Here is an 18349-nt window from a genome sequence, read left to right on the forward strand (position 1 = left end):
CATTCCATATCAGCACCCCATCCGGCGATTGCCGCGCCGGCGGGATGATCATTCTGACCTCACGCGACCTCGCACCCTTGCGCGTGTTAGATGGCCGACAACGGGAGTGTCGAGGCGATCGAACTTTGAATCGCTCGAAATGTCACAACTGGAAGCATTCTTAGAATTTCTAAAATAACGAAGCTAACTGATCGACAGGACGTTGGAATTTGTTGCTGCGCATGTCTGGCGACGGAGCCAGACAAGATTCAGTTGCGCTCGAATGTCGCACACTCCCAGGTAGGCCATCACGCCGAACTCCACCAGTCAGCGATCGCGGGCGGAACGTCGGCTTTGCCACGAGCCTGCGTGCGGCGAGACGTCGTCTCGATCGAGCGCGTCACGGAAGCGGCCGGGAGCGCGAATCGCACCTAGACTAGGGTCTGTTTGGATTCATCTTGAGTTTGTCACGGCGGCGGTCAGATTGATCATTGCTTCGAAGCTCAAATCGGTTTTGTCGGCGCGCATGGCGATCCGCTTGAATTCCTTGAGCTTGCAGAAGAAATTTTCGATCAGATGCCGCCATTTGTACATTTCCTTGTCGATGGCGAGAGGCTTGGCGCGACGTGGGTGCTGGGAAATGACCACCTTGGCGCCGCGCTTGTCGAGGTCGGCGATGATGGCATTGCTGTCGAACGCCTTGTCTGCGATCAGCGCATCGAAGGCCAGCCCTTCGATAAGCGGCGAGACGCCGACCGTGTCGAAGCGCTGGCCGGGCAGCAGCACGAAACGCACGAGATTACCGAGCGCGTCGGTAAGTGCCAGGATTTTGGTGGTCATACCGCCTTTCGAGCGGCCGATGGCTTGGTTTTGCGTCCCCCTTTTGCGCCCTGTCCGTGGCGGTGGACTTTGACGATGGTGGCATCGACCATGACGTATTCCATGTCCGGCTCGTCCGAGACCGCATCGAACAGACGCTTCCAGACACCTGCCTTCGCCCAGTCGCGGAAACGCGTGTATACGGTTATCCAGTTGCCGAAGGCGCGCGGCAGATCGCGCCATGGGCTGCCTGTCCGGGCGATCCACAAGACTGCTTCGACAAATAGCCGGTTGTTCTTGCCGCTCCGGCCGGGATCAGCCGGCTTGCCAAGACAATGTGGTTCCATCTTCGCCCATTGGGCGTCAGTCAAAACGAATCGGTTCATCCCAAGCTTGAATCACAGCCAAGCCCAAATGAGAATCCTGAATCCAAACAGGCCCTAGGCGGACACCGCCGTCGCATCTGGCATTCGCCAGCTCATTCGAAAGACGCGCAAGCGCCTCCCGCTTGCCGATCTGCGCCATCCAGCACCATAATTCGAGCGTGCAATATACGCGGTAGAGATCGAGTGTTTCCTGCCAGTCGGGGCGTTCAATTTCGCCATAGCCCGCGAGCAGTCCATCTCGCTTCGGCGCATCCTCGGGCGTGAAATAATAGATCGCCTTCGCGATATCCATCAGCGGATCGCCGGACGTCGCATTCTCGAAATCGACAATTCCCGACAGGCGAGGCTCGCTCTGCGACGTGACCAAAATGTTTCCGGCGTGAAAGTCGTAGTGGCACAGGCTGGGGCTGGCTGCCGCGTCGAACAGATGCTCACGACCTGCGAGATCGCGTCGGAGCCGCTCGGCAAGCGCGGGATCTCCCCCAAGCGTGCAAAACTCCTTCAGCTTCTTGTCGAACTGCGCGGACATGTAGGCATGATTGCTCGGATATGCCGTCCAGACGCCGCTCGGGCCGATATAGCCGAAACTGTCGAGGGTCACGTCATTGATCCTGCGCAGAGCCGCGCCCATCTCCGCATAGATGTCGAACAGTTGTGAGGCCGTCAGCGCTGCCTCTCGTCGGCCGAGCACCGCACCATCGAGCTTGGTCATGAGAACGTAGTTGTGGTCGATCACCGATCTTGTGTCGTCGGCGAACAGTACGCTGGGAACGACTACGTTGACGTCACGAAGAAGCCCCAGAACGTAGATCTCCTTCGCCATCTTCCACTGCAGCGATGCAGGGTAAGCCTTGAGTACGCAGGCGGGCGAATCCGTCACCGCGATTTCCAGGACGGTACCGATCTCTCCGCCATGCAGTTCGATCACGTCCTGCACCGCCGCATGGGGAATTGCGTGACGGACGATCACTTGCGCCTGATCGACCGAGATTGCCAGCCGTGGCTTCAGCTGCAGAGGCGGATCGTTGGACATTCGTGCTGCCTCGTGCAGCGCGGGCGGTCTGCACTATGGCGACTCCTTCACGGACGTACGGGACAAATGCGCCCCCAAAGCAATCGCGCCCAACGGACCATTTCCGAGGGGCGCGAACATCAAACAGTCTGCAAAGGTACGCCGCAAATTGCTACTGGTACAGGCCTGGAAGGGGGTGGCTGACGCGAATCTGACAGGGCCTACGGGGTCCGATCGGCAGTCACGAGGCGCGCCTCGCGGACATTGGTCTTCGTGCCGGCGGTGCGCAGGCAGGAGGCCTCGAAGTTCGGCCAGGCCTGCTGCGAGCAGTCCTTTCCGATGGTGCGGATGTCGAGCCGGTCGCTCTTGGCCAGCGGCTGCGGCACGCTGGCTTCGACGGTGGGGGCAAAGCCGGGCAGGAGGGTGAGCGCTCCGGCAACACATGCAGAGAGTGCGATCGCTGAAAGGGTCTTGATCATTGACGGTCCCCTGTGATGCGGCCGCTCACGCCCGGTGTGCGGCCCGTCATTCGTTGACCGGATTAGTAACCATGGCCAGTTTCCGGACGTCTTCGCCGATGCGGGAAATGGTTTCGTTCTCGCTCCGTTTTGTTTCGTGGCTGCCCGGGGACGAAACAAACCAGCCATGGCCGACACGTCCAGCGAGACATTTCCGGGCGACGTGCCAGGAAGCGGGCAAGAAACGGGCAAGGAACCTGCCCGGCTTGCCGGGCCGGGCCGGGCGCGGTAGGAGGGAGCCATGCCGCGCATTGCCTTCTATCCCGGTTCCTTCGATCCCATCACCAACGGCCACCTGGACGTGGTCCGGCACAGCGCTTCGCTGTGCGACAGGCTCGTGGTCGCGATCGGGGTGCACCCGGGCAAGAAGCCGCTGTTCTCGACCGAGGAGCGGTTGAAGATGCTCCATGACGTCTGCGGGCCCGTGGCAGCCCAGGCTGGCTGCGTGCTCGAGGCTGTGACCTTCGACGATCTGTCGGTTACCTCGGCGCGCAAGCACGGCGCGACGATCATGATCCGGGGCCTGCGCGACGGCACCGACCTCGACTACGAGATGCAGCTCGCCGGCATGAACGAGGCGATGGCGCCCGAGGTGCATACGGTCTTCCTGCCGGCCTCTCCCATGGTCCGCCCGATCACCGCCACTTTGGTGCGCCAGATCGCCGGCATGGGCGGGGATGTCTCGGCCTTCGTCCCGCCGCAGGTCGCTGCACAGCTCAAGGCCAAATTCGCCGGATAACGGCCCGCTTCCTTTCTCATCCTGACCGGAGTTGTCATGATCCGAATTCTCGCAGTTCTTGCCGCGCTTCTGTTCGCGGTGCCGGCGGTGGCGCAGCAATTGCCGGCGAACCTCGACAAGGCCAACGCCATCGTCATCGACAGCACCAAGGGCCGCATCGTCATCAAGCTCAGGACCGACATCGCGCCGCAGCATGCCGAGCGCATCAAGCAGCTCGCGCGGGAGGGCTTCTACAACAACGTGCCGTTTCATCGCGTCATGGACGGCTTCATGGCGCAGACGGGCGACGGCCAGAATTTCAACGGCACCGGCGGCTCGAAATACCCGAACCTGAAGCAGGAATTCTCCAAGGTGCATTTCGCCCGCGGCATCGTCGGCATGGCCCGGCGCGGCGACAGTGTCGACAGCGCCAACTCCCAGTTCTTCATCATGTTCGCCGATGGCGGCAGCCTCGACGGCCAGTACACCGTGATCGGCGAGGTCGTGCAGGGCATGGACGTCGTCGACAAGCTGAAGAAGGCGCCCCCGGGCTCGCCAGGCGGCTCCGTCACCGATCCCGACAAGATGGTGAAGGTTCAGGTCGCCTCCGACATCAAATAGGAGCGACCATGGCGCGCCGCGGTGGCAAGCTGCTGCTGGTTGCCGCGATGCTGCTGCTCGGCGTCTCCAGCACGGCCGCGGAGGACGCGCAGGTCAACACCATCCAGGACATTTTCCGGCACTTGCTTACCTGCTGGAGACCGCCATCGCCGGCCAAGGCCCGCCCACTCGACATCACCGTCGTGGTGAGCTTTAACCGGGCCGGAAACATCCTGGGCCATCCGAGGATTACCTATGAATCCGCGGAGGCCTCCGACAATGACCGGCTGCAATACCGGATCGCGGTGATGGAGGCGTTGCAACGCTGCACGCCGATGCCATTTACCGATGCAATGGCCGGCGCCGCCGCGGGACGTCCGTTCGCGATCCAGTTCCGCAACCGCAAAACGTCACCTGACAAGACTTCACCCCCAACACAAGAGAGACGAGCATGAGCGTCACCGAAAACACCCTGATCCTCGAGACCACGCAGGGCCCCGTCACCATCGAGATGCGGCCAGATCTCGCGCCCGGCCACGTGGCGCGCATCAAGGAGCTCGTGCGCGAGGGCTTCTATGACGGCATCGTGTTCCACCGCGTGATCGAGGGCTTCATGGCGCAGACCGGCTGTCCGCACGGCACCGGCACCGGCGGCTCCGGCAAGAAGCTGAAGGCCGAGTTCAACAAGGAGCCGCATGTGCGCGGCACCGCCTCGATGGCCCGCGCCGCCAACCCCGATTCCGGCGACAGCCAGTTCTTCATCTGCTTCGACGACGCCCGCTTCCTCGACAACCAGTACACGGTGTGGGGCAAGGTCACCGAGGGCATGGAGAACGTCGACAAGATCAAGCGCGGCGAGCCGGTGCAGAACCCCGACAAGATCGTCAAGGCGCGGATGGCCGCGGACAAGGAATAAGCGGCTTTGCCGGTGTCATGCCCCGCGCAGGCGGGCATCCAGTAACCACCAGGGGTGGTTACGACTAAGATCGTGAGTACTGGATCGCCCGCCTGCGCGGGCGATGACAAGTTCTGGGTATGCGCACCGATCTGTTCGATTTCGACCTGCCCGCCGAGCGCATTGCCTTGCGCCCGGCGAGCCCGCGCGACTCCGCCAAGATGCTGGTGGTGGAGAACGGCACGTTGCGCGATCAGTTTGTCGCCGACCTGCCGCAATGGCTGAAGCCGGGCGATCAGCTCGTCGTCAACGACACCAAGGTGATCGCGGCGCAGTTGAAGGGCCGCCGCATCGGGCGCGAGACTGAGCCGAAGATCGAGGCGACGCTGATCAAGCGGCTCGACGGCTCGCGCTGGCAGGCGCTGGTGAAGCCGGCGAAGAAGCTCATGGCCGGCGACCGCATCCGTTTCGGCAACGAGGGCAAGGTGTGCCTGCTCGGCCATCTCGATGCCGAGGTCGAGGCCAAGGGCGGCGAGGGCGAGGTGACGCTGTCGTTCTCGTTTCATGGCCCGGCGCTCGACCAGGCGATCGCCGATCTCGGCAGCCCGCCGCTGCCGCCCTACATCGCATCCAAGCGCACGCCTGACGACCAGGATCTTGCCGACTACCAGACCATGTTCGCGGCCAACGAAGGCGCGGTGGCGGCGCCGACCGCGGGTCTGCATTTCACCCCGGCACTGGAGCAGGCATTGCGCGCGCGCGGCGTCGGCATCGAGCGTGTCACGCTGCATGTGGGGGCAGGGACGTTCCTGCCGGTCAAGGTCGACGACACCGAGGGCCACAAGATGCATGCCGAGTGGGGCACGATCTCGACCGAGACGGCGCAGCGGCTCAACACGGCGCGAAAGAACGGCGGCCGCATCGTCGCGGTCGGCACGACGTCATTGCGCCTCTTGGAAAGCGCGGCGGGCGAGGACGGCACGATCCAGCCCTTCGCGGCCGAGACCGCGATCTTCATCACGCCCGGCTATCGCTTCCGCGCCGTCGATGTCCTGGTGACCAATTTTCATCTGCCGAAGTCGACGCTGTTCATGCTGGTCTCTGCCTTCTCGGGGCTCGAGACGATGAAGCAGGCCTATGCGCACGCCATCGCGAACGGGTATCGGTTCTATTCGTATGGCGATGCATGCCTGTTGTTTCGGGCGGAGCGGTAGGGTGGGTTAGCCGCAAGGCGTAACCCACCGCCGCTCGTCTCCGCGGAAGCACAAGAGGTGGATTACGCCTTCGGCTAATCCACCCTACGCACCTTCCGTTACGCCAACACCCGCTGGGGCAGCAGCTCGGCAATCTGTACCGCATTCAGCGCCGCCCCCTTGAGCAGCTGGTCGGCCGCGACGAACATCGAGATCGAATGCCCGCTAGCGTCGCTGAGGTCCTTGCGGATGCGGCCGACCAGGACGTCGTCCTGGCCCGAGGCGTCGATCGGCATCGGGAAGTAGTTCCTGACGCGATCGTCGACGACCTTCACACCGGGCGCCTGCGCCATGATGGCGCGGACCTCGTCCTCCGTAATCGGCTTCTCGCATTCGAAGGTGATGGCCTCGCAATGGGCGCGCAGCACCGGCACGCGGACGCAGGTGACGCCGACCGCGATGGTGTCGTCCTCGAAGATCTTGCGGGTTTCCTTGATGACCTTGGTCTCTTCGTCGTTGTAGCCAGTGTCGGGATCGACGGCGGTGTTGTGGTTGAAGAGATTGAAGGCGTAGGGGTGCGGCATCACCCTGGGCGTATAGACCTGCCCGTTGAGGTTGGCGCGGGTGGATTCGACGAGCTCGTCCATTGCGGCGGCACCTGCGCCGGAGGCTGCCTGGTAGGTCGAGATGATGACGCGCTTGATGCGGTTCTGCTGGTGGATCGGCCACAGCGGCACCAGCGCGGTGATTGCGGCGCAGTTGGGGTTGGCGATGATACCCTTGTGGTCGCGGATACGGCTGGCGTTGATTTCAGGGATCACTAGCGGCACGTTCGGGTCCATGCGAAAGGCGGAGGAGTTGTCGACCACCACGGCGCCGGCCTTGACCGCCATCGGCGCGAACTTCCTGGAGATGCTGCCGCCGGCGGAGAACAGGGCGATGTCGACGCCCTCGAAGGCGCGCTCGGTCAGCTCCTCGATGACGACGTTCTGGCCGCGGAACGACACCGTCTTGCCGGCCGAGCGGGCACTGGCGAACGCCTTGAGCCTACTGATGCGAAAGCCGCGCTTGTCCATGGTGGCGATGAATTCGGCGCCCACCGCACCGGTGACGCCGACAATCGCGACGACGGGATCGTTACTCACTTTGTCCTCCATTGCTTTTGAAATCCAGACAACAAAAAAGCCCCGGACCATCGAGTGCGGGGCTTGCCGTAGAGCTGATGCGTTTTCGTCGACGACTACGCGCGCACGCCTCCCCGGGCCCCTGAGGCCGTGGTGGTTTTGGTCGTGCGTTTGGTGGTCGTGAACATGGCGGCGACTTATGCGGGAGAGTCTTGCGGCCGTCAATGGCTTTTCGCCCCGGTCGGTACCGGGGGAAAATCTGTCGCTATCGGGCTCGGGCGCCCGGCGGCTCCAGGATGACCTCCTTGAGGTCGTCGCCGCTGATCACGACGATCGCAAAATTGAGCCGGCCGCGTTCGCGCACGAGGCCGCCGCTGATGGCCTTGCCCGAGGCTGCGCGCTCGGCGACGCGCACGGCATCGGCAAGGCGGTGCCTGATCGCACCGAGCGCTGCGAGGTTGCTGCGGTCCTCGTTGTCGAGCTCGGTGAGGGGCAGGGCGGCCTCGCCACCGACGAGCTCGCCGGTCGCCGCATTGATGGTGTGGCGCCAAATCCGGTCGTTGTGCAGGGTCTTCACCCGGTAGACCGGGACGACTGAAGCGCCGTCGAAACTCACGTCGGCGGTGGTGGCGCCGGCATGGCGGGCTTCCGCGATCGCCATGGCCTGGCTGATCGTGATCGACGAGCTGCGGAAGCGTTCGATCTCGCGGGTGACTGCCTGGCGGTCTGCTTCGGCATCACCATCTATGTCGTTGTGGAGCGCGGTCGGCGTGTCCGCGGTCACGATCGCCCGCGACGGCGCGGCGAAGAGCAGCGCGGGCAAGGCGATCGCAAGCAGTTGCAAGGTCCGTCGTCTGGCTGTCGTCATGCTCGAAACCTTCGGCCTGCGAGTGTGCCGGATGAACGTAAAGAATTCGCGGCCGGCCTGGGCAAGGCCGGCCGCGGAACGCCACGGCGGGCTCTGCCTGCCGTGACGATCGAAGTGGTCCGGACCTCTTCGGGGCTGGTGAAAAAGCGGCCCGTACCAACTTATAACTAAACAATACCGTATCGTTTTGTTTCGGTCAATGCCGTTGCGACGGCCCCTTGGGGGAAAGAGCGTCAGCTCACGGAATCGTCAGCGGGAGGAGCGGCGGCGTGCCGGACCCTTTGCGGCGTCCCGGACCCGGTCGGCAGGACCCAGGGCACCGGCAAGGAACAGTCTGATCGCAATGCGCATGCGCTTCTCGGCCGATTTCGGCTCGAGCGCCGTTCCGAATGTCGCCAGGCGGTGGGTGTGTCCAACGACGACGTCGAGGAACACCTCGGCTGCGATGGTGGTGTCTTCGACATCGAGCGCACCTTGCGCCACCAGATGGTCGAAGAAGCGCGCGGTGGTGGCGACGGCCTTGAGCCAGCCTTCCTCCTTGCCGAGCTTGGCGACGTCAGGGAAGTTGATGGCCTGCGACGTCATCATGCGGCTGAAGGCGACGGCATCGGGACCGCAGGTGAATGAGAGCATCTCGCGCCCGATCTCGACCAGCCGCTGCTCGACCGAAATGTCGGCGGCGCTGCTCAGCTGGGTCTCTGCCGCGGCCGACAGCGGCGCGAGCCAGCGCGCGATCTCCCGCCTCAGAACGGCCGCGAACAGCCCGCGCTTGTCGCCATAGCGCGAATAGACCGTGGGCTTGCTCACCCGGGCCGCTTCCGCGACCGCATCGAGCGAGGTCGCCTCGAAGCCGCGATCCAGGAAAAGGCGGGTGGCGACCTCGATCAGCCGCTGGTCGCGCTCGATCGCGGCTGACTTCGTCGGCCGGCCGCCGCGGGATTTCGGCACCTCGCGCCGTGGTACTGCCGGTTTTGTCCTGGTCGCAGTCAATCCCATGCCCAATGATTCCTGCGCGGTCGTGATATCGGTCATTCGCTCTATATCGCGCAGGAGCGGAGGCGTCATCGCGAATCTGGCCGAATTGGCCATATCGTCAACGGTTTCGGTATTGCCTCGTTCCGTCACGCGCATTCACGGAAGCGTCGAGGTCCAGGCCTGGCCGGATGCAGCCTTCTCGTATCCGTACTGATACAGCGCCCGCATATAGGTGGTATCGAACCCTTCGGACGGCGGGGCGGGGTAGTCGCGCGCGATGTAGGAGAGATGGAATCCCAGTCGGTTGCGCTTGGCGAAATCGTACGTCGAGAAGATGATCGAGCGCGTCTGCGATTGGGTGATTGCCGACAGGCTGCGTGAGGCAACGTCGATGGTGCCGTTGGAGACGAGCTCGAAGTTGCGCTCGATCTTCTTGTTGACCAGGATGTAGATGTCCATCCTCGCACTGCCGGGCATGCGGCCGCTCTGGAACAGCAGGGCTTCCGGCAATGTCAGCACCGGGGCCGTCACGCCGCCGTCGACATGCATCTCCTGAAACTTGCGGCCCTGGCCTTCGGCATCGATCATGATCGGCGGAAACACCAGGGGAATGCTGGCCGAGGCCGCCATTACGTCGCGAAACAGCTTCAGGGCCTCAGGCGTTCCGACCGCGGCGATCTTGCCCATGTCCCAGATCGCGGTGCGCTGGGTGTCGAGGTCGGTCGTCACCACGAGCAGCTTCCGACCCTTCGCATTTTCGCGCGCGACTTGCGCCAGGATCTCCGGACCGACATAGCGCGCGACCAACTCGCGCAGCCGCGTGTTGCCGAACAGGCCGGATCCGAACAGCACGCGCATGATGCTGGGATCGTTCAGGAGGCTCTCCGCGATGCCGCTGGTGTAGACCTCCTTCAGCGTGTCGTCATATTGCGGGCCGAGGAACGCAAACGGCGCGATCAGGCCGCCGGTGCTGACGCCCGAGACGACGGTGAAGGTGGGGCGGGTTCTGGCCGCGGTCCAGCCGTTGAGCACGCCGACGCCATAGGCGCCGTCGGCACCGCCGCCGGACAGCGCCAGATAGGATCTCGTCGCGGTGCTGTTGGTCTTCTCGAAGCTGAATTTCGTGACGGGATCGTCGGCGTAGCGCCGGAGGCCGTCGATATCGAGCACGCGCGACGTGCTGGCTTCCGCGGCCGTATAGGGCGTGCGGGGCAGGGAGGTGCAGGCGCCGAGCGCCAGGCTGCACACCAGGACCAGCGATCCGGTCAGGCGGACGATAGTCTGCCTGATCCGGTCACACGTGGAGACGGATGCGTCGGTCGAACATGAAGGGGTGGGCATTGTCGGTGGCTGGCGATCACGCATGTACGACCGCCGGCAAATTCGCCCGCGGCATCCCGTCCAGTCCCCAAGACAAAACTACACGGTATCGTTTTGTTTGGCAAGGGCGGAGAGCGCCGATCCCTCGTGCGAATTGCTGTCCCAGTCTGGAGCATAAATCGGCGGGAGCGCGGTCTGGCGGGTTGATCGGCCTGCCCCGACACGCAATAAGCACCGCCATGAATCCGGACAATGATCTCCCCAATCACTTTGAAGTGCTCGCCGCCGATGGGGCCGCGCGCACCGGGCGGCTGACCACGCCGCATGGCGTTGTGCGGACGCCGGCCTTCATGCCGGTCGGCACCGCCGGTGCCATGAAGGGGATGCATTGGCGCGAGGTGCGCGATGCCGGCGCCGACATCGTGCTGGGCAACACCTACCACCTGATGCTGCGTCCGAGCGCGGAGCGGATCGCCGCGCTCGGTGGATTGCAGCGGTTCACCGGCTGGAACGGACCGATGCTGACGGATTCCGGCGGCTTCCAGGTGATGTCGCTGGCGGATTTGCGCAAGGTCAGCGAGAACGCCGTCACCTTCCGCTCGCATATCGACGGTGCCAAGGTCGAGCTGTCGCCGGAGCGCTCGATCGAGGTGCAGCGTTTGCTAGGCTCCGACATCGCCATGCAGATGGACGAATGCGTGCGGCTTCCGGCCGAGCGCGCCGACATCGAGCGCGCGATGCAATTGTCGCTGCGCTGGGCCGAGAGAAGCAAGCGCGCCTTCGAGAGCGCCCCGGACGGCTACATGCTGTTCGGGATCGTGCAGGGCGGCGACATCCCCCAACTACGTCATGCGAGCGCCGAAGGCCTCGTTACGATCGGCTTCCATGGCTATGCGATCGGCGGTCTTGCGGTTGGCGAACCGCAGGCAGTGATGCTGGCGATGATCGACGAGACCGCACCATTGCTGCCGAGAGAACGCCCGCGCTACCTGATGGGCGTCGGCACGCCGGACGACATCCTCGAAGCCGTGAAGCGCGGCATCGACATGTTCGATTGCGTGATGCCGACGCGCAATGGCCGGCATGGCGTCGCCTTCACGCGCTTCGGCCAGGTGAATCTGCGCAATGCGCGCCACGCCGACGATCCGCGTCCGCTCGACGAAGAGAGCTCATGGCCTGCGGCGCGCAACTACGCGCGTGCCTATCTGCATCATCTCGTCAAGGCGGGCGAGACGTTGGGCGCGATGCTGCTGTCCGAGATCAATATCGCTTATTACCAGTTCCTGATGCAGGGCATCAGAGGTGCGATCGCGCAGGGACAATTCGACGAGTTCTATCAGCGCACGCGCGAGGACTGGGCGAGGGGCGACATCGCCCCGCGCTAGATCAGTTGCAAGTCAACATCAGTTGCAGGTGAAGCGTTGCTTCAGGGCGTGCTTGGTCACGAAGCCATAGCCGCAATTGTCGCAGGTCCAGAGATAGCTGATCATGTGGTCCGAGACGTAGGCGGAAGCTTCGGCGGCGACCATGGAGTCGGCGCAGACGGGACACGTAGGCAACTCGCTGCAACGCGGATCACGCCTTAGCGCTACGGTCGACATCACTTCAGCAACCGCTGACATCGTGGTGACCTCCCTGCTTTGAGACCTAAGTCTAACATAAGCAGAATCAGTTGACGAGGTCGCAACACAAATGCGTAGGTTTTCTGATTTTACCGCTCACGTGATTTTGCGATGCAGCGTATTTAACATGTGCCGCATTGTCGCTTGCGTGTCGCCGCAAGCTGTCTGTAACTGCGCAATGGCCGCGATGGAAGTGCAGATCGTTGCCACAGGGAGTTCATCATGGACGCATCTTCCGCTACGGGTGCAGCGCACCAAGCCGGCCGCGGCCGGATCTATGACTCGATCGTCGACGCGTTCGGCAACACGCCCATCGTGCGCTTGCGCCGGCTGCCCGGCCTGCACGGCGTAAACGCGACCATTTTGGCAAAACTTGAATATTTCAATCCTGCAGCAAGTGTGAAGGACCGCATCGGCGCGGCCATGATCATCGCGATGGAGAAGGCGGGCATCGTCAAGCCCGACACCGTGCTGATCGAGCCGACCTCCGGCAATACCGGTATTGCGCTCGCCTTCGTGGCGGCCTCGCGCGGCTACCGGCTCAAGCTGGTGATGCCGGAGTCGATGTCGATCGAGCGGCGCAAGATGCTGGCTTTTCTCGGCGCCGAACTGGTGCTGACGCCGGCGGCGCAAGGCATGAAGGGCGCGATCGCAGCCGCCGAGGAGCTGGTGAAGACGACGCCGAACTCGGTGATGCCGCAGCAATTCAAGAACCTCGCCAATCCCGAGGTGCACCGCCGCACCACCGCGGAGGAAATCTGGAACGACACCGGCGGCAACATCGATTTCTTCGTGGCCGGCGTCGGCACAGGCGGAACGATCACCGGCGTCGGCCAGGTGCTCAAGCCACGCAAGGCCTCGCTGCGGGTGATTGCGGTCGAACCGGAGGAGAGCCCGGTGCTGTCCGGCGGACAGCACACGCCGCACAAGATCCAGGGGATCGGCGCCGGCTTTGTTCCTGACATCCTCGACCGTTCCGTGATCGACGAGATCGTGAAGATCAACTCGACGACGGCAATCGAAACTTCGCGCGCGCTGTCACGGCATGAAGGCATCCCGGGCGGCATCTCCTCGGGTGCGGCGATTGCGGCCGCGCTGCAGATCGGCAAGCGTCCGGAAGCGGCGGGAAAAACCATCCTGGCGATCGTGCCGTCTTTCTCCGAGCGCTATCTCTCGACGGCGCTGTTCGAAGGAATCTAGCAGATGGCGGATCAACCGAGACGACCGCGCACGCTTGGCGATGCCAGAACGGAAGCGGAGGCGGCGTTCAAGAAGGTGACGGCAAAGGTCGCCGTGGCGCCGCCGAAACAAAGCGCCGTTCCCGGCATCAAGGAGCAGGTCACCCTGCGCATCGACCAGGACGTGCTGGAGTTCTTTCAGGAGGGCGGTCCCGGCTGGCAGGACCGCATCAACGAGGCGCTGCGGAAAGCTGCGGGGAAGTAGGCACCAACTCGACACCACTGCGAGGACGACCAAAGAAAAAAGCCCGGCGTAAGCCGGGCTTTTGTGTTGTCGATCTCGCCTCGGCTCAGCGGCGGAACATGCCGCCCATCATGCCGCCGACGACACCGCCGACGAAGGCCGCACCGGCGGCGTCGCCGGGGCTGCTGCGGTGTTGCGGAGCCGGCGCGCTGCTGGGAGGCGGAGCGCTGGCGCGCCGGGCCGGCTTCTGGCTGGTGTCGCTGGCGGTCGCCGGGGCAGCGACGATCTCCGCGAGCAGGGCCTTGTGCTGGTTCTTGTTGAGATAACCCGACGAGGGATAGCCGCGCGCGGTCTGCCAGCGCTTGAGCACGGACCGCGTCTCGTCGTTGAATACCCCAGTCTGCTTGGTGTCGAACCCTAGCGCCGTCAGTCGACGCTGCACGTCGCGGCGCTTGTTCTTGTCGAGGCCGATCTGGTCCTCCGTGACTTGCGTGGCTTCGTCCGTGAAGGTCGCGGGATCGACGCCGGCGTTGAGCGTGCGGGTCGCGGTCGAGGCGCCGCTCTTGATCGCCGCGAGGCGCGCCAGCGCCAGCGCCTTGAACTGGCCGTTCGGGTAGGCGGTGAGGTAGGCGTTGAGCTCTTCGGGCTTGTTGGACTCCTTGACCGAGCGCCAGTATTCGAGCTCGACACCATCCCCGGCCGCCGCCGGCACGATGCCGGACGCGGTCGGCGCCGCATTGGCGACCTGGGTCGTCGGCGCCTGATTGAGATAGACGGAGCCCGTCAGGTTGGTGTGGCCCCAGGGCAGCTGGCCTTTGCGGGTCTCTTCATTGACCTGGGCGCGCACCGAGGTCATCGCCTGCTGGATCTCAACGCCGGGCTTGGTGATGTTGTCGATCAGCGCGCGGGTGAACGGGCTGTTGTTACCCTCCTGGCCGTCGAGCGCGGTCTGGCCGGGACCGGTGGCGAAGGCGATCAGGGTGCCTTCACCGGACTTCATCTCGGCGAGACCGCTCTGCACGTTGACGCTGCGGGTCGCCGCGTTCGACTTGATCTTGGCGGCGAACGGATTGTCGCGGCAGGCATCGAGGAAGACGAGCTTGACCTTGGCATCGCCCATGGTCTGCTCGAGCGTCAGGTCGATGTTGATGGCGGCCCCTAGCTTGACGTCCATCTCCGATTTGATGTCGGCATCGACCGGGAGAAGATAGTTGGTGCCGCTGACGGCGATGCCGTGGCCGGCATAATAGAACAGCGCGATGTCGGAGCCCTGCGCCTTGCGGCCGAAATCGAGCAGCTTCTCTGTCATCTGGTCGCGGCTGAGATTGGAGCCTTCGATGACCTCGAAGCCGACGTTGCGCAGCGTGGCTGCCATCGCCTTGGCGTCGATCGGCGGGTTCGGCAATTGCGCGACATTCTTGTAGGAGCCGTTGCCGACGACGAAGGCGACGCGGCGGTCAGCCTTGGCGGCACCGATCGACAGTGCCATGCACACCAGCGAAGTGAGGAGGGTGAGATAGCGCATTCTGAAATCCCCAGAATCGAATTGCAGGCAGCAACAAATTGGCAACGAACCTACACGAAGTGCCCGACGTCACGCCACCAAAACGGCCGGTTCGTTGCGTCAACCCGCTGCTGTGTGGCCGAATGTGCACGATGGAATGCCCCTCCAACGTGATCCAGATCACACGGCCACTTCGTTTTGTCGCGCGAGGCGGCGCGAGGTTCACTGCGCGCGAGCGACAACGGGCGAAGCGGGCTTCAAATTCAGCAGATTACCGCCCAGGATCAGCACCGCGCCGAGGACGGTCCAGGCGTCGAGCCGCTCGGAATACAGGAGCCAGCCGGCGGTCGCGGTCAGGGGGACGCGCAGGAAGTCCATAGGAACCACGATCGTCGCGTCGGCGTAGCGCATCGCACTGGCGAGGCAATAGTGTGAAAATGTGCCGCAGACGGCGATCACGCCGACCCAGGCCCAGACATAGACCGATGGCCAGGTCCAGACGAACAATGTCGGAACGAAGCCCGCGGCCGATTGCACCACCAGCATCCAGAACAGGATCGAGAGCGCGCTTTCGGTGCGGGTCAACGATTTGACCAGCGCCATCGACACGCCAAATCCCATGGCGGCTCCCAGCGCGATGAGCTGGCCCGGATTGATCTCCCCGGTCGCGGGTCGGACGATGACGATCACCCCGACGAGTCCGAGCACGATGGCGGCGATCTTCCATGGCGTCATCCGCTCGGACAGGAAGCTTGCCGCGAGGATCGCCGTCCAGATCGGCATTGTGAACTCGATCGCCACCACCTGGCCGATCGGAATCAGCGTCAGCGCAAAGAACCAGCCGAGCTGGGCGACATAGTGCACCAGGTTGCGCCCGACATGCTCCGTCAGGCGCGATGTCTTGAGCACCTTCAAGCCGCCCGCGCGGTAGATGATCGGCGAGAGCAACACGAAGCCGACCAGCGACCTCACTTCCATGATTTGAAAAACATTGAGTTCGCGCGTCGTCTCGCGACCGGCAACCGCCATGACCAGCATCAGCGACAGCCAGCCGGCCATCCACAGTGCAGCCATCGTTCTGGACGGTGTCGCGCTCATTGGGGCAGGATGCCGGAGGAAGGAAACACGAAGGGACGGCCGGTATCGGCGACATCACCGGCGTTTGCAACGGCCAAATCAGCGGATGCAGCGATGCAGGGTGCGTGCTAGGCATCTCTGGACAACGAGAAGATCGGGAGAGCGTCGCTCATGCATATCTTGCAGCCGGCCGAGTGGAAGAAACCGCGCGGCTTTTCCCATGGGGTCGTAGTCGAGGGGCCGGGGCGTTGGGTGGTTCTGGCCGGCCAGACCGGCGGCGACGAAGCCGGCAATTACGCGCCCGACATGGCAGCGCAGGTCGCGACTGCGCTGAAACGGATCATCAAGCTCCTGGGCGAGGCCGGCGCCGGCCCCGAGCACATCGTCCGCCTGACCTGGTACCTGACCAGCCGCAACGAGTATGAAGCGGCTGGTGCTGGCATCGGTGCGGCCTGGAAGGAAACGCTCGGACGAAATTTCCCGCCCTCGACGCTGCTCTATATCGGCGGCCTCGTGGACGACCGGGCCAAGGTCGAGATCGAGGTCACGGCGTTCGTGCCGGGTGCATAAAAAAGACCCGGCGAGACCGCCGGGCCGATTGTGATAATTGTGGTCCGCCTTAGCGCGACATCGAGATGTTGGCGCCGCGGAACTGGCTGTCCGCGCGCATCGTGACGGTCTGCTTGTTGCCGTGCGTCCTCAGCGCGATGTTGGCGTTGAAGCCGGCGGCAGAGGCTACCACCTCGAAGTTTCCGCCGCCACCGCGGCCCTGGAGCGAGCCGGAGATGTTGCGGCTGGCTTCGCTCCAGCTTCCCGTAATGGCATTTCCCGCCGACTGAACGTTGGCGGAGAGGATGAACTTGTAGGCGTCGCTGGCGCAGGTCAGCGTCATTTCCATTGTGGGGCCGACGGGAGCGTATTTGGCCCGGCAACGGATGCGTTCCGTCGATCCGTCCTCGAGGCTGACCGTGCCGCCGCCGCTCCAGCTTCCTGCCATCGGAGCGAATGGACCGGATTGCGCCTTGCTTTCGGAATTGGCGGCCGCAGCCGCAAACAAAACGGCGGCCGCGATCAACAGCCGCCGATTTCGGGCACGAACCTGCGTTGGTTTATTGGCGCGATGCTTCCCAGCGCCCGCTGCAAGGTATGCCTGCTGATGCTCCATTCCACTTCCCCGATCCGGCGTTGCCGTTGAGTTGACCGTTGGCATATGCACCATTGATCGAAACTTTCACAAGTCCCTCGCGGCCGATGGTGCCGGAAACGTTAGCGCCGGGCGCGGTGATCTTGCCATCGGCAACCGTCAGCATGGAACTCGCGGTCGGCTCGCACGAGCCGCTCCTGGTCACGATCGTGACGTGCCAATTGCCGTCATAGGGGCTCTGGGCGAAAGCGGGGGCGGCGAGGGTGCCTGTGAAAACTGAAGCGGCACAGAACACCGCAATGCGACCAAAACGCATAAATCCCATCCTTGAATTTGTCTGATACGCTGACGCTTATTCGGACGAAATGTGACGGAAATTTGTTGCAATGCCAAATCGAAAATTGTTCCTGTTGGTACAATGGTTTATTTGAGATTCCGACTCCGATTTTCGAAGCAGAATCAACGCGGGCTCACATTAAGGGTAAACGTCAGGACAGACTCGGCGCGGAGGTCGCGAACTGTTCGTCCTGGACTTTGGCAGGCAGCGCCTTGTGGACCTTGGCGTAGTCGATCACATCGGCCAGCAGCTTGAGCCCGAGCGGCGCCAGCGCGCGCTCCCAAAGCTCCCGTGCGGTCTCGCCCCTCTTGACGAAGCACCAGTCCTGGGCCGCGATGGCGCCAGCGTCCATACGGTCGGCGAGATGATAGATCGTGCCGCCGGCGATCGGATCGCCTTCCTTGATGGTCCATTCCACGGCGGCCTTGCCGCGATGGCGCGGCAGCAGCGAGGGATGATATCCGATCCCGCCGAGCTTGGCGGCGGCGAGCGCGTCCTTGCCGATCCGGGCGTGGCTGTGGGCCGTGATGATCAGATCGGTGCCGGGGGCGATCTCGGAAGCCACCACCAGCTTCGGATTGGCCTGGACTACGACCTCGATTCCGGCGGCCCTCGCGGTCGCCGCGAGGCGATCCTCGGCATCGGCTACCACGACCCGGACGACCGAGACGCTGTGCTCCCGGAGCATGTTCAGGGTGGTCACGCCGAAATGGCGGGAGCCGACGAGGGTAATGCGCATGGGTGTCCGATCCGTTTCGCAACTGCGTCATTCCCCGATAACACGTCAGCACGCCCTGTCACCACCCGCGCCGCGTTTGCGCGGGTTATCAACAATG

At 63.7% G+C, this 18349-nt stretch carries 22 protein-coding genes; 9 read left to right on the forward strand and 13 right to left on the reverse strand.

Annotation, left to right across the window (positions count from 1 at the left end):
- Positions 1–432: 432 nt before the first annotated feature.
- The 3 genes from IVB23_RS00615 to IVB23_RS00625 all read right to left on the reverse strand — a co-directional run bounded on the left by IVB23_RS00615 (position 433) and on the right by IVB23_RS00625 (position 2675).
- Positions 433–1184, reverse strand: a protein-coding gene (locus tag IVB23_RS00615) for an IS5 family transposase (RefSeq protein ID WP_247800519.1) whose coding sequence is annotated in 2 segments (ribosomal slippage) — positions 433–854 and positions 854–1184 — 753 coding nt in all. Because the reading frame shifts where the segments join, the coding sequence is not laid out codon by codon here.
- A complete protein-coding gene (locus IVB23_RS00620) occupies positions 1162–2217 on the reverse strand; it encodes an aminoglycoside phosphotransferase family protein (protein ID WP_247802199.1) in 1056 nt (351 codons plus the stop codon). Before IVB23_RS00620 ends, IVB23_RS00615 begins: the two co-directional genes overlap by 23 nt.
- Before the next feature lie 200 nt (positions 2218–2417).
- Positions 2418–2675 (reverse strand): hypothetical protein, encoded by a 258-nt coding sequence (locus tag IVB23_RS00625; protein WP_061881756.1) that lies wholly within the window; start codon positions 2673–2675, stop codon positions 2418–2420.
- Positions 2676–2955: 280 nt separating this feature from the next.
- Between IVB23_RS00625 and coaD the strand changes: the two genes are divergently transcribed.
- The 5 genes from coaD to queA all read left to right on the forward strand — a co-directional run bounded on the left by coaD (position 2956) and on the right by queA (position 6141).
- Complete coding sequence (gene coaD / locus IVB23_RS00630; RefSeq protein ID WP_061881755.1) at positions 2956–3453, forward strand: pantetheine-phosphate adenylyltransferase; 498 nt, start codon at positions 2956–2958, stop codon at positions 3451–3453.
- A gap of 36 nt (positions 3454–3489) precedes the next feature.
- Positions 3490–4053, forward strand: coding sequence for a peptidylprolyl isomerase (locus tag IVB23_RS00635; protein WP_028180551.1), 564 nt, complete (start codon positions 3490–3492; stop codon positions 4051–4053).
- 8 nt (positions 4054–4061) lie between these two features.
- On the forward strand, positions 4062–4487 hold the full coding sequence (locus IVB23_RS00640) for a hypothetical protein (protein WP_061881754.1): 426 nt from the start codon (positions 4062–4064) through the stop codon (positions 4485–4487).
- Positions 4484–4948, forward strand: coding sequence for a peptidylprolyl isomerase (locus IVB23_RS00645; RefSeq protein ID WP_018642141.1), 465 nt, complete (start codon positions 4484–4486; stop codon positions 4946–4948). The genes IVB23_RS00640 and IVB23_RS00645 overlap by 4 nt, the downstream gene beginning before the upstream one ends.
- A gap of 119 nt (positions 4949–5067) precedes the next feature.
- Entirely contained in the window at positions 5068–6141 is a 1074-nt protein-coding gene (queA, locus tag IVB23_RS00650) for a tRNA preQ1(34) S-adenosylmethionine ribosyltransferase-isomerase QueA (protein ID WP_247802200.1), read from the forward strand.
- Positions 6142–6239: 98 nt separating this feature from the next.
- Here queA and IVB23_RS00655 read toward each other — a convergent pair whose 3' ends face one another.
- From IVB23_RS00655 to IVB23_RS00670, 4 genes are all read right to left on the reverse strand, one after another.
- Positions 6240–7277 carry an aspartate-semialdehyde dehydrogenase gene (locus IVB23_RS00655; RefSeq protein WP_247802201.1) on the reverse strand — a complete coding sequence of 346 codons (1038 nt, stop codon included), beginning with the start codon at positions 7275–7277 and terminating at the stop codon, positions 6240–6242.
- A gap of 232 nt (positions 7278–7509) precedes the next feature.
- Positions 7510–8112, reverse strand: a complete 603-nt coding sequence (locus IVB23_RS00660; RefSeq protein WP_247802202.1) for a PepSY domain-containing protein — start codon at positions 8110–8112, stop codon at positions 7510–7512.
- A 249-nt stretch (positions 8113–8361) separates the two neighbouring features.
- Positions 8362–9108: a TetR/AcrR family transcriptional regulator gene (locus IVB23_RS00665; RefSeq protein WP_247804720.1), complete on the reverse strand. Its 747-nt coding sequence runs from the start codon at positions 9106–9108 to the stop codon at positions 8362–8364.
- A 135-nt stretch (positions 9109–9243) separates the two neighbouring features.
- Entirely contained in the window at positions 9244–10428 is a 1185-nt protein-coding gene (locus IVB23_RS00670) for a patatin-like phospholipase family protein (protein WP_247802203.1), read from the reverse strand.
- A gap of 218 nt (positions 10429–10646) precedes the next feature.
- Between IVB23_RS00670 and tgt the strand changes: the two genes are divergently transcribed.
- Complete coding sequence (gene tgt, locus IVB23_RS00675; RefSeq protein WP_197966343.1) at positions 10647–11792, forward strand: tRNA guanosine(34) transglycosylase Tgt; 1146 nt, start codon at positions 10647–10649, stop codon at positions 11790–11792.
- 18 nt (positions 11793–11810) lie between these two features.
- On the opposite strand, the gene IVB23_RS00680 is transcribed toward tgt, so the two are convergent.
- The gene (locus IVB23_RS00680) at positions 11811–12029 is read right to left on the reverse strand and encodes a hypothetical protein (protein WP_061881748.1); all 219 of its coding nucleotides are present in this window, start codon (positions 12027–12029) and stop codon (positions 11811–11813) included.
- 222 nt (positions 12030–12251) lie between these two features.
- Between IVB23_RS00680 and cysK the strand changes: the two genes are divergently transcribed.
- Both cysK and IVB23_RS00690 read left to right on the forward strand, forming a co-directional pair.
- Positions 12252–13229 carry a cysteine synthase A gene (gene cysK, locus IVB23_RS00685; RefSeq protein WP_247802204.1) on the forward strand — a complete coding sequence of 326 codons (978 nt, stop codon included), beginning with the start codon at positions 12252–12254 and terminating at the stop codon, positions 13227–13229.
- 3 nt (positions 13230–13232) lie between these two features.
- Positions 13233–13472, forward strand: coding sequence for a BrnA antitoxin family protein (locus IVB23_RS00690; protein WP_061881746.1), 240 nt, complete (start codon positions 13233–13235; stop codon positions 13470–13472).
- Positions 13473–13557: 85 nt separating this feature from the next.
- Here the strand turns inward: IVB23_RS00690 and IVB23_RS00695 are convergent, their stop codons facing one another.
- Together IVB23_RS00695 and IVB23_RS00700 are read right to left on the reverse strand one after the other, a co-directional pair.
- A complete protein-coding gene (locus tag IVB23_RS00695; protein ID WP_061881745.1) occupies positions 13558–14976 on the reverse strand; it encodes a caspase family protein in 1419 nt (472 codons plus the stop codon).
- A gap of 201 nt (positions 14977–15177) precedes the next feature.
- On the reverse strand, positions 15178–16053 hold the full coding sequence (locus IVB23_RS00700) for a DMT family transporter (protein WP_247802205.1): 876 nt from the start codon (positions 16051–16053) through the stop codon (positions 15178–15180).
- Positions 16054–16203: 150 nt separating this feature from the next.
- On the opposite strand from IVB23_RS00700, the gene IVB23_RS00705 reads away from it, so the two are divergent.
- A complete protein-coding gene (locus tag IVB23_RS00705; RefSeq protein WP_061881743.1) occupies positions 16204–16602 on the forward strand; it encodes a RidA family protein in 399 nt (132 codons plus the stop codon).
- 49 nt (positions 16603–16651) lie between these two features.
- On the opposite strand, the gene IVB23_RS00710 is transcribed toward IVB23_RS00705, so the two are convergent.
- The 3 genes from IVB23_RS00710 to IVB23_RS00720 form a co-directional block, all read right to left on the reverse strand.
- Complete coding sequence (locus tag IVB23_RS00710; RefSeq protein ID WP_061881742.1) at positions 16652–17197, reverse strand: hypothetical protein; 546 nt, start codon at positions 17195–17197, stop codon at positions 16652–16654.
- Positions 17142–17492 carry a hypothetical protein gene (locus IVB23_RS00715; protein ID WP_247802206.1) on the reverse strand — a complete coding sequence of 117 codons (351 nt, stop codon included), beginning with the start codon at positions 17490–17492 and terminating at the stop codon, positions 17142–17144. Before IVB23_RS00715 ends, IVB23_RS00710 begins: the two co-directional genes overlap by 56 nt.
- 172 nt (positions 17493–17664) lie before the next feature.
- Positions 17665–18252 carry a formyltransferase family protein gene (locus IVB23_RS00720; RefSeq protein WP_061881741.1) on the reverse strand — a complete coding sequence of 196 codons (588 nt, stop codon included), beginning with the start codon at positions 18250–18252 and terminating at the stop codon, positions 17665–17667.
- Between the last annotated feature and the right edge of the window lie 97 nt (positions 18253–18349).

The sequence above is a fragment of the Bradyrhizobium sp. 191 genome (assembly GCF_023100985.1).
Lineage (GTDB): Bacteria > Pseudomonadota > Alphaproteobacteria > Rhizobiales > Xanthobacteraceae > Bradyrhizobium > Bradyrhizobium diversitatis.

Excerpts from the sequence above, each read along its gene's own strand:
- coaD (WP_061881755.1), top strand. The coding sequence starts at position 2,956 with ATGCCGCGCATTGCCTTCTATCCCGGTTCCTTCGATCCCATCACCAAC.
- IVB23_RS00655 (WP_247802201.1), bottom strand. The coding sequence starts at position 7,277 with ATGGAGGACAAAGTGAGTAACGATCCCGTCGTCGCGATTGTCGGCGTC.
- IVB23_RS00680 (WP_061881748.1), bottom strand. The coding sequence starts at position 12,029 with ATGTCAGCGGTTGCTGAAGTGATGTCGACCGTAGCGCTAAGGCGTGAT.
- IVB23_RS00700 (WP_247802205.1), bottom strand. The coding sequence starts at position 16,053 with ATGAGCGCGACACCGTCCAGAACGATGGCTGCACTGTGGATGGCCGGC.
- IVB23_RS00635 (WP_028180551.1), top strand. The coding sequence starts at position 3,490 with ATGATCCGAATTCTCGCAGTTCTTGCCGCGCTTCTGTTCGCGGTGCCG.
- IVB23_RS00665 (WP_247804720.1), bottom strand. The coding sequence starts at position 9,108 with ATGGGATTGACTGCGACCAGGACAAAACCGGCAGTACCACGGCGCGAG.
- IVB23_RS00690 (WP_061881746.1), top strand. The coding sequence starts at position 13,233 with ATGGCGGATCAACCGAGACGACCGCGCACGCTTGGCGATGCCAGAACG.
- queA (WP_247802200.1), top strand. The coding sequence starts at position 5,068 with ATGCGCACCGATCTGTTCGATTTCGACCTGCCCGCCGAGCGCATTGCC.
- IVB23_RS00640 (WP_061881754.1), top strand. The coding sequence starts at position 4,062 with ATGGCGCGCCGCGGTGGCAAGCTGCTGCTGGTTGCCGCGATGCTGCTG.
- IVB23_RS00670 (WP_247802203.1), bottom strand. The coding sequence starts at position 10,428 with ATGCCCACCCCTTCATGTTCGACCGACGCATCCGTCTCCACGTGTGAC.
- IVB23_RS00660 (WP_247802202.1), bottom strand. The coding sequence starts at position 8,112 with ATGACGACAGCCAGACGACGGACCTTGCAACTGCTTGCGATCGCCTTG.
- IVB23_RS00705 (WP_061881743.1), top strand. The coding sequence starts at position 16,204 with ATGCATATCTTGCAGCCGGCCGAGTGGAAGAAACCGCGCGGCTTTTCC.
- IVB23_RS00620 (WP_247802199.1), bottom strand. The coding sequence starts at position 2,217 with ATGTCCAACGATCCGCCTCTGCAGCTGAAGCCACGGCTGGCAATCTCG.
- IVB23_RS00695 (WP_061881745.1), bottom strand. The coding sequence starts at position 14,976 with ATGCGCTATCTCACCCTCCTCACTTCGCTGGTGTGCATGGCACTGTCG.
- IVB23_RS00645 (WP_018642141.1), top strand. The coding sequence starts at position 4,484 with ATGAGCGTCACCGAAAACACCCTGATCCTCGAGACCACGCAGGGCCCC.
- IVB23_RS00710 (WP_061881742.1), bottom strand. The coding sequence starts at position 17,197 with ATGGAGCATCAGCAGGCATACCTTGCAGCGGGCGCTGGGAAGCATCGC.
- IVB23_RS00625 (WP_061881756.1), bottom strand. The coding sequence starts at position 2,675 with ATGATCAAGACCCTTTCAGCGATCGCACTCTCTGCATGTGTTGCCGGA.
- IVB23_RS00715 (WP_247802206.1), bottom strand. The coding sequence starts at position 17,492 with ATGCGTTTTGGTCGCATTGCGGTGTTCTGTGCCGCTTCAGTTTTCACA.
- cysK (WP_247802204.1), top strand. The coding sequence starts at position 12,252 with ATGGACGCATCTTCCGCTACGGGTGCAGCGCACCAAGCCGGCCGCGGC.
- IVB23_RS00720 (WP_061881741.1), bottom strand. The coding sequence starts at position 18,252 with ATGCGCATTACCCTCGTCGGCTCCCGCCATTTCGGCGTGACCACCCTG.
- tgt (WP_197966343.1), top strand. The coding sequence starts at position 10,647 with ATGAATCCGGACAATGATCTCCCCAATCACTTTGAAGTGCTCGCCGCC.